This window comes from Mycolicibacterium insubricum (assembly GCF_010731615.1).
Taxonomy (GTDB): Bacteria; Actinomycetota; Actinomycetes; order Mycobacteriales; family Mycobacteriaceae; genus Mycobacterium; species Mycobacterium insubricum.
The window spans coordinates 2,234,047-2,247,128 of sequence record NZ_AP022618.1 but is presented as its reverse complement, the minus strand read 5'-3'; the positions used below and the strand labels follow the sequence as shown (position 1 = coordinate 2,247,128).

The window sequence follows — 13,082 nt, the reverse complement described above, 5'->3', positions numbered from 1 at the left end:
TTTCCTCAGTGAGCGGCGCGCGCGGACGGTGACACGGCCAGGTAGTTGACCGCCTTTTCGATACCGCCTAGTTCGGCTGGGTGAAAGCTCGGCCGGTAGTAGGAGCCGACCGCCTTGACGAGTTCGATAGGAGCGGGGACCAGGCCCCGGCGGGCCAGCAGGAACCAGTCCCGCCATCTGGCCTTGGTACCGGGCGCCAGCTCCGGATCGATCGAGTACATGAACCTCAGGCCCCGGACCCACAGCAGGAACAGCAGCGGCGTGACGAGCCACTGCGTCCGTGCCCGCCGCAGGTAGCCGGACTTCAGGTGCTTCATCACGTCGAAGGCGACGGCCTTGTGCTCGACCTCCTCGGCGCCGTGCCAGCGCAGCATGTCGAGCATGGCGGGGTGGGTGCCGATCGCGTCGAGTTCGGGGGTCTCCAGGATCCATTCGCCCAGAATGGCGGTGTAGTGCTCGATCGCGGAGATCAGTGCGATCCGTTCCAGCAGCCAGGCGCGCTGGCGTCGCTTGCTCCATCGGGGCCGGTTGCCGAGCACCCTCTCGAACACCCAGCGCATCTGGTCGGTGTAGGGCGACATGTCGATGCCCTGGGCGCGGAAGTGTTCGACCACGGCGGCGTGGGTCTGGGAGTGCATGGCCTCCTGACCGATGAAGCCCTGGACGTCCAGTCGCAGCTGGTCGTCCTGGATCAGCGGCAGCGCTTCTTTGAACACCTCGACGAAGAACTCCTCGCCGGCCGGCAGCAGCAGGTGCAGCACGTTGCAGAAGTGCGTGACGAAGGGCTCGCCGGGTATGTAGTGCACCGGCAGGTCCGACCAGTCGAAGTGGACGTCGCGCGCCTGCAGCACGATCGACTCGTGGTCCAGCGTCGCATCGTGTGGGCCCGCGGCCCGGTTGTCAACGTTGAGCATTCCCGGCCTTATCGTTTACAAACAGTCGCCAAATGTCGACAGGTTGAACTTATGGTAGCCGCGAGTATACCCGGTGGGTCGTCGATTCCCGCAAGATTGGCTGCGTGGACGGCCGGCCCGGCTTACTTCGCGGCGGAGTCGAAGTCACTCTCGGCCGACGCGCAGACCTTCCACCCGCCGCCCTGCTTGCGGAGGTACAGGGTGACGTCGGGGTTGGATCCCTTGGTCACCACCGCGGAGGCCAGATCCTTGCGCACCTCGACCGCACCCAGGTTTACCTGGACATCCTTGTCCGGAACCCCTGAGGCGCCCGACGCAGCGATGACGTCGGGAACGCCGGCGGCCTCGGAGTCGCACAGCAACCCCTTGACCCCGGCCAGATCACCGCCGGCGGCCGCCCGGGTGAACTCGGTGGCCGCGGTGCCGACCGCCTCCCGGTCGGCTTTGCCAGAGAAAAATACCTGGTAGATCGCGATACCACCGCCGGCCAGTGCGACGACCAGCACGGTAGCCGCGACGATGACCCATTTCTTCCGGGATTTCTTGGGCACCGGTTGCCCCTCGGGCGCACCGGGATAGATCCACGCCGCCGCGCCCGCGGTCTGTGTGCCGGGCAGCCCGACGGCGCCGTAGCTGATCGGCGGTTCCTCGGGAGCGTAGGCAGTCGGCCCGGGGTAATTCGCGGGGTAGTTATAGCCGGACGGCGGGTACCCGGGTGGCGCGTACCCGGAATCCGGGTAGTCGAGCACCGGCGGCTCCACCGGGGACGGGGACGGGTACGACGGCGGCGTGCCCGGGGACGACGGCGGGGCGGCCGGGTAGGACGGCGGCGCGGCAGGCGGGCTGACGACCTCGGTCGCGCCGGCGGCATCGAAATCCGCGGCGGGCTGCACGGGCGTGTCGAGACCCCAGTCGCCCGCGGGCGGTTCTGCGGGCTGGCCCGGCTGCGGTGGTTGGTTCACGACGCTGCTCCCACGCTCGGCTACTGGCTCTTGATCAGCAGGTCGATCGATGCGCTCAAGGTCTGCTTGGTCTCGGTGGCCAGGGTCTGCTGCATGGAGGTCCAATCCGAGTCCAAGCCGTTGACGGCCTTGGCGCTGGCCGAGGACTGACTCAGCACCGCCTGGTTCGACATCCACTGATAGTTCTTGCGCGCCATCAGCACGGCCCACTGATTGACCGGGGTCAACGCGGTGAACTGCGACAACTGCACGACATCGGCGATCGGCACGACGGCGCGCGCGGAAATGGCCGGCGAACCGTCGGAATACGCGGTGATCTGCCCGCCGGGCACCGCGAGATCCTTGTCCCCCACGGCCGGCATCTTCTTGGCCTGCAGACGCTCGTCCTTGAAGGAGTCGCCGACGAGTTTGCCGAACCCGGTGACGAAGGTGTTGATCGCGTCCTTGCCGGGGCTGGTCCCCAGCGCCGAACTCAACGAGGTGAATTCGGTGGGCATGTCGGCCGGCGCGCCACCGAGCCCCTTCACCGCGACCTCGCACGACGCCCGCTTGGTGGACACCGTCTCCAACTGGGCCTTGAGCTCGTGCAGCCGGTTGTTGTAGTTGTCCACCGCGGTCTGCGAGTAGCGGTTGACGCTGTCGCGGGTGGCGACGTGCGCCTTGAGGTCGCTGACCACCCCGTCGTACGCGGCTACCTGGGATGCGCAGGTGTTCGCCTCATGGGCGTCGGCGTGCGCGACGGCGACCGGCCCGGCGGCGACGGCCACCGTCACCAGCGCTGCCGCGCCGACCCGTCCCATCACCCGGTTGAACACCGCAAAAACCTAACACTCCACCGCTCTGACACCGGACACAAGTTCGGCACCTGGCAACCTGCGGTCAGTCCGGATCCATGCCGTCGTCAAGGTAGAACCAGCGCCCGGCCCGCACGGTGAATCGCGAACGCTCGTGCAGCACCCGGGTGCCGGGCAGGTCCGGGTCGGTGCTGCGGTAGTAGGCCCGGAACTCGACCTCGCCGTCGGAATCGCCCGCCGCGCCGGCGACCACGTCGAGGATCTCCAGCCGGACCCAGTCCACGTCGGGATCGGCCTCCGGAGCCGGCGGCCGGGTGCGCGGATGCCAGGTCCGCCACAGGTAGTCGGCGTCGCCGGCGGCGTATGCGCTGTATCGCGAGCGCATCAGCGCCTCGGCGGTCTCGGCGCGGTGCTCACCGGTGTGCAGCGGTTCGCAGCAATTCCGGTAGAGGCCGGCGCCGCAGGGGCAGGGATCGGGGCCGTGCATCCGCCCATGGTAGTTAGGCCGTCGCGGGACTCTTGACCAATGGAGCCCTCGGGCCAGTACGGTGAGAAACATGCGCCTTGCCGATGTGATGCCCGACGCCCCCACCAGTACCGCGGACGCCCTGGCCCTGTTCGATGACGCGCCCGCCGTCGACGCCGCGTCCATGATCGGCACCTGGCACGGGGTGGAACTCCCGACCGGCCATCCGCTCGACGGAAAGCTGGAGCTCAGCGGCTGGTGGGGAAAACAGTTCATCGACGCCGAAACCGTGCATCCGCTGCTGTTCCCCACCGCCGACGGCACCGCGCTGTGGCCGTTGAACCCGACGGTGGCGTTCGCGGGGCTCGGGGCCACCGGCAAGCTACCGGGTTTGCAGCGGCTGCCGCTGGCCCGCAGCATCACCGCGCTGCGTCCGGTGGCGGCAGCCCGCGGCCCCAAGGCCCGACTGCGCACCACCCGCTACCGTGACGTGGACACCGCGACCATGATCTACGACCAGCTGCCGATCAACGACGTGTTCCGCCGCCTCGACGCCGACACGGTGCTCGGCGCGATGGATCTGCGCGGCTCGCGGCGGCCGTATTTCTTCGTGCTGCGCCGCGACAACTCCCTGCCCGTCGTCTGACCCGGGTATGTGCCCGTCCCCTGCTAGGACAACAGACGGGTGAGCTGTTTGGGCAGCTTCTTCTTCGACGGGTAGTCGCCGAGCACCGCGGCGCCGAACGGGCGGGTCAGCAGGGTGCGGGCGACCGCGTTGACCTCGTCGAGGGTCACCGCCTCGATTTTGGCCAGGCTGGACTCCAGGCTGCGGTGCTCCCCGTAGTTGAGCTCGTTGCGGCCGATCCGGTTCATCCGCGATGCGGAATCCTCCAGTCCGAGCACCAGGGCACCGCGCAGGGCGCCCTTGGCGATTCGACATTCGGCTTCGGTGATCCCGTCGGCGGCGACGGACGCCAGCACATCGGTGGCCACCTCGACGACCTCGGCGAATCGTTCGGGTAGGCATCCGGCGTACACCGACAGTGTGCCGGTGTCGCAGTAGCTGTCGACCGACGAGTACACCGAGTACGCCAGCCCGCGGGTCTCCCGAATCTGTTGGAACAGACGCGAACTCAGTCCGCCGCCGAGTGCGCCGTTGAGCACGGCGGTGGCCCAGCGGTGCTCCCAGGTGCGCCCCGGGGTACGCACGCCCAGCAGCAGGTGTGTCTGCTCGGAGTCCCGGTTGATCAGCCGCAGCGTCGGGTCGCCGGGGATCCGCCCGGTGCCGGTTCGCGGTGCCACCGGCTCGCGGCTGGTGTCCAGCCGGGATCCGAAGTACTGGCGCACCAGCGCCACCACCTCGTCGTGGTCGATGTTGCCGGCCACCGCCACAACCATCCGCTCCGGCGTGTAGCGCCGGGTGTGAAACGAGCGCAGCTGGGTGCGGCTCATCGCCGACACCGAGGCCACACTGCCGATCACCGGCCGCCCGACGGGATGATCGCCGAACATGGCGGTCAGGAACTCCTCGCCGAGAACGTCCTCGGGGTCGTCGTCGCGCATGGCGATCTCTTCGAGCACCACGTCACGCTCGATCTCGACGTCCTCGGCCGCGCACCGGCCGCGCAGCACCACATCGGAGACCAGATCCAGGGCCAGTGACAGATCGGTGTCCAGCACGTGCGCGTAGTAGCAGGTGTGTTCCTTGGCGGTGAACGCGTTGAGTTCACCGCCGATGGCGTCCACCGACTGGGCGATCTGCACGGCGCTGCGCGTCGGCGTCGACTTGAACAGCAGGTGTTCCAGGAAGTGCGCCGCACCCGCGACGGACGAACCCTCGTCGCGGGAGCCGACACCGACCCACACACCCACCGACGCCGACCGCACCGACGGCACCCGCTCGGTCACCACCCGCAGACCACCCGGAAGGGTGGTCCTGCGGACCAGTGACTCCTCGCGAAGTGCCGCCGCTGCGGTGCGCTTACTCCGACGCGCTTGCTGCATCGGCCGCGGCCGGGGCCTCATCCTCGTCGACCAGGATCAGCGAGATCTTGCCGCGGTTGTCGATATCGGCGATCTCCACCCGCAGCTTGTCGCCCACCGTGGCGACGTCCTCGACCTTGGCGATGCGCTTGCCGCGGCCCAACTTCGAGATGTGGACCAGCCCGTCGCGACCGGGCAGCAGCGACACGAACGCGCCGAAGTCGGTGGTCTTGACGACGGTGCCGAGGAACCGCTCGCCGACCTTGGGCAGCTGCGGGTTGGCGATGGCATTGATCTTGTCGATCGCGGCCTGGGCCGACGGGCCGTCGGCCGCGCCGACGAACACGGTGCCGTCGTCCTCGATGGAGATCTGCGCGCCGGTCTCCTCGGTGATCGAGTTGATCATCTTGCCCTTGGGCCCGATCACCTCGCCGATCTTGTCGACCGGGACCTTGATGGTGGTGATCCGCGGCGCGTACGGACTCATCTCGTCGGGGGCGTCGATGGCCTCGGCCATCACCTCCAGGATGGTCAAGCGCGCGTCCTTGGCCTGGGACAGGGCCCCGGCCAGCACCTTCGATGGGATGCCGTCGAGCTTGGTGTCCAGCTGCAGCGCGGTGACGAAGTCCTTGGTGCCGGCGACCTTGAAGTCCATGTCACCGAACGCGTCCTCGGCGCCGAGGATGTCGGTCAGCGCGACGTAGCGGCGCTCACCGTTGACCTCATCGGACACCAAGCCCATGGCGATGCCGGCGACCGGAGCCTTCAGCGGCACACCGGCGTTCAGCAGCGACAGCGTCGAGGCGCACACGGAGCCCATCGAGGTGGAGCCGTTGGAGCTCAGCGCCTCCGACACCTGACGGATCGCGTACGGGAACTCCTCGATGCTCGGCAGCACGGGCATCAGGGCCCGCTCGGCCAGGGCGCCGTGGCCGATCTCGCGGCGCTTGGGCGAACCGACCCGGCCGGTCTCACCGGTGGAGAACGGCGGGAAGTTGTAGTGGTGCATGTAGCGCTTGGAGGTCTCCGGCCCCAGCGAGTCGATCTGCTGGGCCATCTTGACCATGTCCAGCGTCGTCACACCCAGGATCTGGGTCTCGCCGCGCTCGAACAGTGCGCTGCCGTGCGCCCGCGGGATGACAGCGACCTCGGCGGACAGCGCCCGGATGTCGGTGATGCCGCGACCGTCGATGCGGAAGTGGTCGGTCAGGATCCGCTGGCGAACCAGCTTCTTGGTCAGCGAACGGTACGCGGCGCCGATTTCCTTCTCCCGGCCGGCGAAGCTCTCCGACAGCTTGTCGAGCACCTCGACCTTGATCTCGTCGGTGCGCGCCTCGCGGGCGGCCTTTTCTGCGATGGTCAGCGCTTCGCCGAGGGCGTCGGTGGCGATCGCGGCGACGGCGTCGTAGGCGTCCGGGGCGTAGTCCGGGAACACCGGGTACTCGCGCAGTTCCTTGGCTGCGGCGCCAGCCAGGGCGGCCTGGGCCTCGCACAGCACCTTGATGAACGGCTTGGCGGCCTCCAGGCCCTCGGCGACGACGGTCTCCGTCGGGGCCTGCGCACCGGCGGCCACCAGCTCGATGACGTTCTCGGTGGCCTCGGCCTCGACCATCATGATCGCGACGTCGTCAGCGACGACGCGTCCCGCGACCACCATGTCGAAGACAGCCTTCTCCAGCTGGTCGACGGTCGGGAACGCGACCCACTGGCCGTCGATCAGAGCCACCCGCACGCCACCGACCGGGCCGGAGAACGGCAGACCGGCCAGCTGTGTGGACGCCGAAGCGGCGTTGATGGCCAGCACGTCGTAGAGGTCCTGCGGGTCGAGGCTCTGCACGGTGACCACGACCTGGATCTCGTTGCGCAGGCCGTCGACGAACGACGGGCGCAGCGGACGGTCGATCAGCCGGCAGGTCAGGATGGCGTCGGTGGACGGGCGGCCCTCACGGCGGAAGAACGAGCCGGGGATGCGGCCCGCGGCGTACATGCGCTCCTCGACATCGACCGTCAGCGGGAAGAAGTCGAAGTGGTCCTTGGGGGACTTGCTGGCGGTGGTGGCGCTCAGCAGCATGGTCTCGTCGTCGAGGTAGGCGACGACGGAACCGGCGGCCTGGCGGGCCAGCCGGCCGGTCTCGAAACGGATGGTGCGGGTGCCGAAGCTCCCGTTGTCGATGACGGCGGTCGATTCGAAGACGCCCTCGTCAATTTCAGCAACAGACATGAAAAGTCCGCGGCCCTCTCTGTTCACCTGGGCGCCCCGTGGCGCGCCAGTCAACGCTGTTTCGCGTCGTCACAACAGGGACCAGGGAACCGGAATGCGGCTGCGGCCGTCGATCGAAGCGGCCGGCCCGCCCTGACGGGGACCCGGCAGCCACTACCGAAGACCGGTCCACACTCGGGACTGGTACTGCGTGACTCGCCGGAACGGGCGCGCGGTACTGCGCGCGTCGCACCAGGAGGTTTGCCGGCCAAACGCCAGCAAACCCCATTCACAATACATCTTCGCCGGTGATTCCCGGCAAACCGGCCGCGCAGCGTGCTGCGCGGCTTCGAACCTGCGTCAGCGACGCAGGCCGAGGCGCTCGATCAGCGCGCGGTAGCGCTCGACGTCGACCTGGGCGACGTACTTGAGCAGCCGGCGGCGACGGCCGACCAGCAGTAGCAGCCCGCGGCGCGAGTGGTGGTCGTGCTTGTGGGTCTTGAGGTGTTCGGTCAGATCCGAGATCCGCTTGGTCAGCATCGCGACCTGGGCCTCCGGGGAACCGGTGTCGGTCTCGTGCAGGCCGTACTCGGCCAGGATCTGCTTCTTCTGCTCGGCGGAAAGCGCCACGAATTCACTCCATCTATCGGTCCGCGGGAAAAGCGGTCCCCGGCGGGGACAAGGCATGAGCCACCGCGAACTGCAGCACATGCCGGATTCGGGTCCGAAGTCTAGCAGCGCGGCGGGTACGGGCCCTAATCGCCATCTGCATCGCGGGATGCGAGCAGGGCGCGCACGGCCTCGACATCTCGGCCCATCGCGACGACCAGTTCCTCGACTCCGGCGAACTTCTCCATGCCGCGGACGCGGGCGACGAAGTCGACCGCGACGTGCTGGCCGTACAGGTCGGCGGCGGTGTCCAGGACGAACGCCTCCACGGTGCGGGTCCGGCCGGAGAACGTCGGGTTGGTGCCGACCGACACCGCGGCCGGGTAGCGCTGACCGGGTACGACGGAGCCGATCACCGGGCCGTGTGCCAGCACGGTGAACCACGCGGCATACACCCCGTCGCCGGGAACCGCCGAGTGCATCGGCGGCGCCACGTTGGCCGTCGGGAACCCCAGCACCCGGCCCCGGCCGTCGCCGCGGACGACCACGCCCTCCACCCGGTGCGGGCGGCCCAGTGCCTCGGCCGCGGTGGCCACGTCGCCGGCGTCCACGCAGGACCGGATGTAGGTCGACGAGTACGCGAGGGTCTGGCCGGGCAGATGTTCGGTGACCAGCGAGATGGACTGCACCGCGAAGCCGAATCGCTGTCCGGCCTCGCGCAGCAGGTCCACGTTGCCGGCGGCCTTGCGCCCGAAGGTGAAGTTCTGTCCGACAACCACTTCCAGCACGTGCAGTCGTTCCACCAGCAGTTCGTGGATGTAGCGGTCGGCGGGCAGCTGGCGGAAGTCGGCGGTGAACGGCATGACCAGGAACACGTCGACGCCGAGTTCCTCGGCGAGTTCGGCGCGCCGGGTCAGCGTCGTCAGCTGGGCCGGGTGACTGCCCGGGAACACCACTTCCATCGGGTGCGGGTCGAAGGTCATCAGCACCACCGGGACGCCGTGGTCGCGGCCGGCCTGGACCGCGCGGGCGATCAGTTCGGCGTGACCGCGGTGCACGCCATCGAAAACGCCGATGGTCAGCACGCATTTGCCCCAGTCCGTGGGGATGTCTTCTACTCCCCGCCACCGCTGCACGCCCCAAGCCTACGATGCCGCGTCCGGGTTCCCTCGTTGGAGTCCACCCACAGTGAAACCACGCCGACCGCGTCGCTGGTTACACTCCCCCACGTGGTCCCCGGCGGAGGTGCAGGCGAGCTGAGTGCCGTCGCCCAGGACTATCTCAAGACAATCTGGACGGTCCAGGAGTGGTCGGCGGAGCGGGTCAGCACCAAAATGCTGGCCGAGCGGCTGGGGGTGTCACCGTCCACGGTGTCGGAATCGATTCGCCGGCTGGCCGACCAGGGACTGGTGGACCACGAGAAGTACGGCGCGGTGACGCTGACCGACGCGGGCCGGGAGGCCGCGCTGGCGATGGTCCGCCGCCACCGATTGCTGGAGACGTTCCTGGTCAGCGAACTGGGCTACGGCTGGGACGAGGTGCACGACGAGGCCGAGATCCTGGAGCACGCCATCAGCGATCGGCTGCTGGACCGCATCGACGCCAAGCTCGGGCATCCGGTCCGCGACCCGCACGGCGATCCGATCCCGGCCGCCGACGGCCGCGTGCCCGCGCCTCCGGCGCGCCGGCTGAGCGAATGCGGCGACGGGGAAACCGTCACGGTGGCCCGGATTTCCGACGACGACCCGGAGATGCTGCGCTACTTCGACGAACTCGGCATCACTCTGGACGCTCGGCTGCGAGTGCTGGCCCGACGGGATTTCGCCGGGCTGCTCTCGGTGGCGGTGCTGGACGGAGGATCCGAGGTCGCCGTCGACCTGGGGACTCCCGCCACCTCGGCCATCTGGGTCCTCTGACCCGCGCCTGTACCGATCTGGTACCGCTGCGCGCCGTCGTTTCCCATTGTGAAACGACGGCCCGTTGCGGGCCTAAGTCGGCATGGGTTTCAGGCGTCGACAGCGTCGGCGTCGCCGGCGTAGACACCCAGCAGGTCGCGGGCCGACACGATGCCGGCCAGCTCGCCGCCGTTCTCGACCAGGATGTGGCGGATGTAGCGATCGGTCATCCGGGTGGCGACGGCGTCGACGGAATCGGTGTCCTCGCACCACACCAGGTTGGTGCTGGCGACCTCGGCGACCGGCACATCGGCCGGATTGCGGCCCTCGGACACCACCCGGACCACGTCACGTTCGCTGAGTACCGCGGCCGGGCGGGCATCATCGCCGACCACCACGGCGCCCACGCCGGCGTCGACGAGCACCCGGGCCGCGTCGGCGACCGTCGCACCGGCCGGGATCCGGACCACCGCGTCTCCGATGAGATCCGCGACGACGATCGAGCCTGCTGTGGGAATACCAGTCATGTCGCCAGTCTGTCATCCGGGCGTGCCGGCCCCACAGGGGCCTTGGTCCCGGCCTTGGTCACCGGTTTGCGGGACGGTGCCGCCCACCACGCGGCTTCCTACGGCAGCGGCATCGTCGCCGGACGGACCACCACGACGGATCGCGTGCGGCGGCCGGAGTCCTCCAGCAGGGCCATCACCCGGCCGTCGGGGGCGACGGCGGCGTACACCCCGTCGATCCCGGCGGGTTCCAGGGCCCGACCGTGGCCGACGTCGACGGTCTCGGCGTCGGACAGGTCGCGGCGGGCGAAGCCCAGTAGGCACGCCTCATCGAGGGTGTAGCTCAGCCGTGGCGCCTCGGCGAGCTCGTCGAGGGTGCGGGCCTGCTCCAGTCCGAACCGCCCGACCCGGGTGCGGCGCAGTGCCGTCAGGTGCCCGCCGACGCCGAGACTCTCGCCGATATCGCGGGCCAGCGCCCGGATGTAGGTGCCCGACGAGCAGTCCACCGTGACGTCGACGTCCACCAGGGCGCCGTCACGGCGGATACCCAGTACGTCGAACCGCTGGATGCGCACCGGGCGGGCGGCCAGTTCGACGGCCTCGCCCTCGCGAACCCGCTGGTAGGCGCGCTTGCCGTCCACCTTGATGGCGCTGACGGCCGACGGTCGCTGCAGGATGTCGCCGCGCAGCGCGGCCACCGCCGCGCCGATCGCCGCGTCGTCCACCCCGGAAGCGTCGGCGGAGATCAGCGCCTCCCCCTCGGCGTCGTCGGTGGAGGTCGTCTGCCCCAGCCGGATGGTGGCGTCGTAGCACTTGCTGGTGCCGGCAATCAGCCCGAGGATCTTGGTGGCCCGCTCGATCCCGACCACCAGCACGCCGGTGGCCATCGGGTCCAGCGTGCCGGCGTGGCCGACCTTGCGGGTGCCGAACAACCGCCGGCAGCGGCCGACGACGTCGTGGCTGGTCATCCCACCCGGCTTGTCAACGACGACGATCCCCGGCTGCGGCGCGCTCTCGCTCACAGGACGATCGCCGTCAGCGCCAGACCCGCGGCCACCGACCACCGGCCGGCCAGCTGGGTCAGCGGCGGACCGGACTCGGCGGCCGGGTCGATCAGGATGCGGGAGGAGAAGCGGCCCGACGCCGACGCGCCGTCCAGCTCGTCGACCGCGAAGGTGATGTGGGCGTCCTCGAAGCCCAGCCACCGATGCGTCAGCGGATACCACGCCTTGTACGTCGCTTCCTTGGCACAGAACAGGATTCGGTCCCAGTGCAGACCGGACGGCAGGGCGGCGAGCTCATCGCGTTCGGCGTCGAGACTGATCGCGTCGAGCACCCCGTCAGGCAGCACGTCGTGCGGTTCGGCGTCGATGCCGATCGAGCGCACGGTGGCGCTGCGGGCCACTGCCGCACCGCGGTAGCCCTCGGTGTGGGTGATGGAACCGACGATGCCGGCCGGCCAGCGCGGTTCGCCCTTCTCCCCCTTGAGGATCGGCACCGGCGCAACCCCGAGATCGGCCAGCGCCAACCGGGCGCAGTGCCGCACGGTGACGAATTCATTGCGGCGCTTGGCCACCGAGCGGGCAATCAATGGTTCTTCGGCTGCCAGCGGCGCCAGGCCCGGCGGGTCGTCGTACAGTTCGGCGCCGGCGACGGTTTCGGGCACCAGCGCGGAGATCAGCGTGCTCATCCGCGCCGGCTCATGATCCGTTGACGCACCTTCTCCGACTGTTCCCGCATCTCGGGGGTGATGGTGAAATGCCCGCCGAACTCGTTGAGATAGCCCGGTGCGTACTGCGGGTCGGGCAGGATCTGACGGAGCCAGCGATAGGGCTTGCGGCGGTGCCATTCCCGCGGATAACCGACCGACACCTCCTCGAAGCGCACGTCGTCGTACCAGGTGGTGCGCGGGATGTGCAGGTGCCCGTAAACCGAGCAGATCGCGTTGTAGCGGGTGTGCCAGTCGGCTGTGGCGGTGGTGCCGCACCACAGGGAGAACTCCGGGAAGAACAGCACGTCGCAGGGTTCGCGCACCATCGGGAAGTGGTTTACCAGAACCGTCGGGGTCATCCAGTCCAGGTCTTCGAGGCGTTTGCGGGTGTGCTCCAGCCGATCCCGGCACCAGGCGTCCTTGGTGGCGTAGGGCTCCGAGGACAGCAGGAACTCGTCGGTGGCCACCACATTGCGTTCCTTGGCGATGCCCAGACCCTCGGCCTTGCTGTTCGCCCCGGCCGGCAGGAATGTGTAGTCGTAGAGCAGAAACATCGGCACGATGGTGGCCGGGCCACCTTCCTCGGTCCACACCGGGAACGGGTGCTCGGGGGTGATGACGCCCATCTCGTCGCACATCTGCACCAGGTAGTCGTAGCGGGACCGGCCGAACACCTGAACCGGGTCCTTGCCGGTGGTCCACAGTTCGTGGTTGCCGGGTACCCAGATCACCTTGGCGAACCGCTTGCGCAGCAGGTCCAGGGACCAGCGGATGTCGTCGGTGCGTTCGGCGACGTCACCGGCGACGATCAGCCAGTCGTCGGGAGTCGACGGGTACAGCGATTCGGCCACCGGCTTGTTGCCCGTGTGCCCGGTGTGCAGGTCGCTGATCGCCCACAGGGTGGGCCGGGATCGTCCCGGTGCCTGTCCGCTCGCCACGGCCTCAGCCTACTGACCGGGTCGGGGCCCCCGCCGATGCGCTGCGCAACAGGTTCCCGGCCATCTGTAACAGGTTCTCGTTTCTCCGGCCGGCGGTGCCCCCG

Annotated in this window: 14 protein-coding genes; 2 read left to right on the top strand and 12 right to left on the bottom strand. The window is 69.0% G+C overall.

Annotated features, from left to right (window positions below):
• Positions 1–5: 5 nt before the first annotated feature.
• From G6N16_RS10755 to G6N16_RS10740, 4 genes are all read right to left on the bottom strand, one after another.
• A complete protein-coding gene (locus G6N16_RS10755; protein WP_083029585.1) occupies positions 6–914 on the bottom strand; it encodes a metal-dependent hydrolase in 909 nt (302 codons plus the stop codon).
• A 122-nt stretch (positions 915–1,036) separates the two neighbouring features.
• On the bottom strand, positions 1,037–1,876 hold the full coding sequence (locus G6N16_RS10750; protein ID WP_133052886.1) for an Rv0361 family membrane protein: 840 nt from the start codon (positions 1,874–1,876) through the stop codon (positions 1,037–1,039).
• A 20-nt stretch (positions 1,877–1,896) separates the two neighbouring features.
• Positions 1,897–2,691 (bottom strand): hypothetical protein, encoded by a 795-nt coding sequence (locus G6N16_RS10745; RefSeq protein ID WP_083029583.1) that lies wholly within the window; start codon positions 2,689–2,691, stop codon positions 1,897–1,899.
• A 64-nt stretch (positions 2,692–2,755) separates the two neighbouring features.
• On the bottom strand, positions 2,756–3,157 hold the full coding sequence (locus G6N16_RS10740; RefSeq protein WP_083029582.1) for a YchJ family protein: 402 nt from the start codon (positions 3,155–3,157) through the stop codon (positions 2,756–2,758).
• Between the two features lie 70 nt (positions 3,158–3,227).
• On the opposite strand from G6N16_RS10740, the gene G6N16_RS10735 reads away from it, so the two are divergent.
• Positions 3,228–3,782, top strand: coding sequence for a DUF4334 domain-containing protein (locus G6N16_RS10735; protein WP_083029581.1), 555 nt, complete (start codon positions 3,228–3,230; stop codon positions 3,780–3,782).
• Positions 3,783–3,805: 23 nt separating this feature from the next.
• Here the strand turns inward: G6N16_RS10735 and G6N16_RS10730 are convergent, their stop codons facing one another.
• From G6N16_RS10730 to G6N16_RS10715, 4 genes are all read right to left on the bottom strand, one after another.
• Positions 3,806–5,140, bottom strand: a complete 1,335-nt coding sequence (locus G6N16_RS10730) for a M16 family metallopeptidase (RefSeq protein WP_110810742.1) — start codon at positions 5,138–5,140, stop codon at positions 3,806–3,808.
• Positions 5,118–7,340, bottom strand: a complete 2,223-nt coding sequence (locus G6N16_RS10725) for a polyribonucleotide nucleotidyltransferase (protein ID WP_083029677.1) — start codon at positions 7,338–7,340, stop codon at positions 5,118–5,120. The genes G6N16_RS10730 and G6N16_RS10725 overlap by 23 nt, the downstream gene beginning before the upstream one ends.
• Before the next feature lie 339 nt (positions 7,341–7,679).
• A complete protein-coding gene (gene rpsO / locus G6N16_RS10720) occupies positions 7,680–7,949 on the bottom strand; it encodes a 30S ribosomal protein S15 (RefSeq protein ID WP_083029579.1) in 270 nt (89 codons plus the stop codon).
• A 125-nt stretch (positions 7,950–8,074) separates the two neighbouring features.
• Positions 8,075–9,064: a bifunctional riboflavin kinase/FAD synthetase gene (locus G6N16_RS10715; RefSeq protein ID WP_083029578.1), complete on the bottom strand. Its 990-nt coding sequence runs from the start codon at positions 9,062–9,064 to the stop codon at positions 8,075–8,077.
• Positions 9,065–9,157: 93 nt separating this feature from the next.
• On the opposite strand from G6N16_RS10715, the gene mntR reads away from it, so the two are divergent.
• Positions 9,158–9,844: a manganese-binding transcriptional regulator MntR gene (gene mntR, locus G6N16_RS10710; RefSeq protein WP_083029577.1), complete on the top strand. Its 687-nt coding sequence runs from the start codon at positions 9,158–9,160 to the stop codon at positions 9,842–9,844.
• An 89-nt stretch (positions 9,845–9,933) separates the two neighbouring features.
• On the opposite strand, the gene G6N16_RS10705 is transcribed toward mntR, so the two are convergent.
• The 4 genes from G6N16_RS10705 to G6N16_RS10690 form a co-directional block, all read right to left on the bottom strand.
• Positions 9,934–10,350 carry a CBS domain-containing protein gene (locus tag G6N16_RS10705; RefSeq protein WP_083029576.1) on the bottom strand — a complete coding sequence of 139 codons (417 nt, stop codon included), beginning with the start codon at positions 10,348–10,350 and terminating at the stop codon, positions 9,934–9,936.
• Between the two features lie 98 nt (positions 10,351–10,448).
• Positions 10,449–11,351, bottom strand: a complete 903-nt coding sequence (gene truB, locus G6N16_RS10700; RefSeq protein WP_083029575.1) for a tRNA pseudouridine(55) synthase TruB — start codon at positions 11,349–11,351, stop codon at positions 10,449–10,451.
• Entirely contained in the window at positions 11,348–12,019 is a 672-nt protein-coding gene (gene pptT / locus G6N16_RS10695; RefSeq protein WP_083029574.1) for a 4'-phosphopantetheinyl transferase PptT, read from the bottom strand. The genes truB and pptT overlap by 4 nt, the downstream gene beginning before the upstream one ends.
• Positions 12,016–12,978 carry an ACP phosphodiesterase PptH gene (locus tag G6N16_RS10690; RefSeq protein ID WP_083029573.1) on the bottom strand — a complete coding sequence of 321 codons (963 nt, stop codon included), beginning with the start codon at positions 12,976–12,978 and terminating at the stop codon, positions 12,016–12,018. The genes pptT and G6N16_RS10690 overlap by 4 nt, the downstream gene beginning before the upstream one ends.
• Positions 12,979–13,082 lie beyond the last annotated feature (104 nt).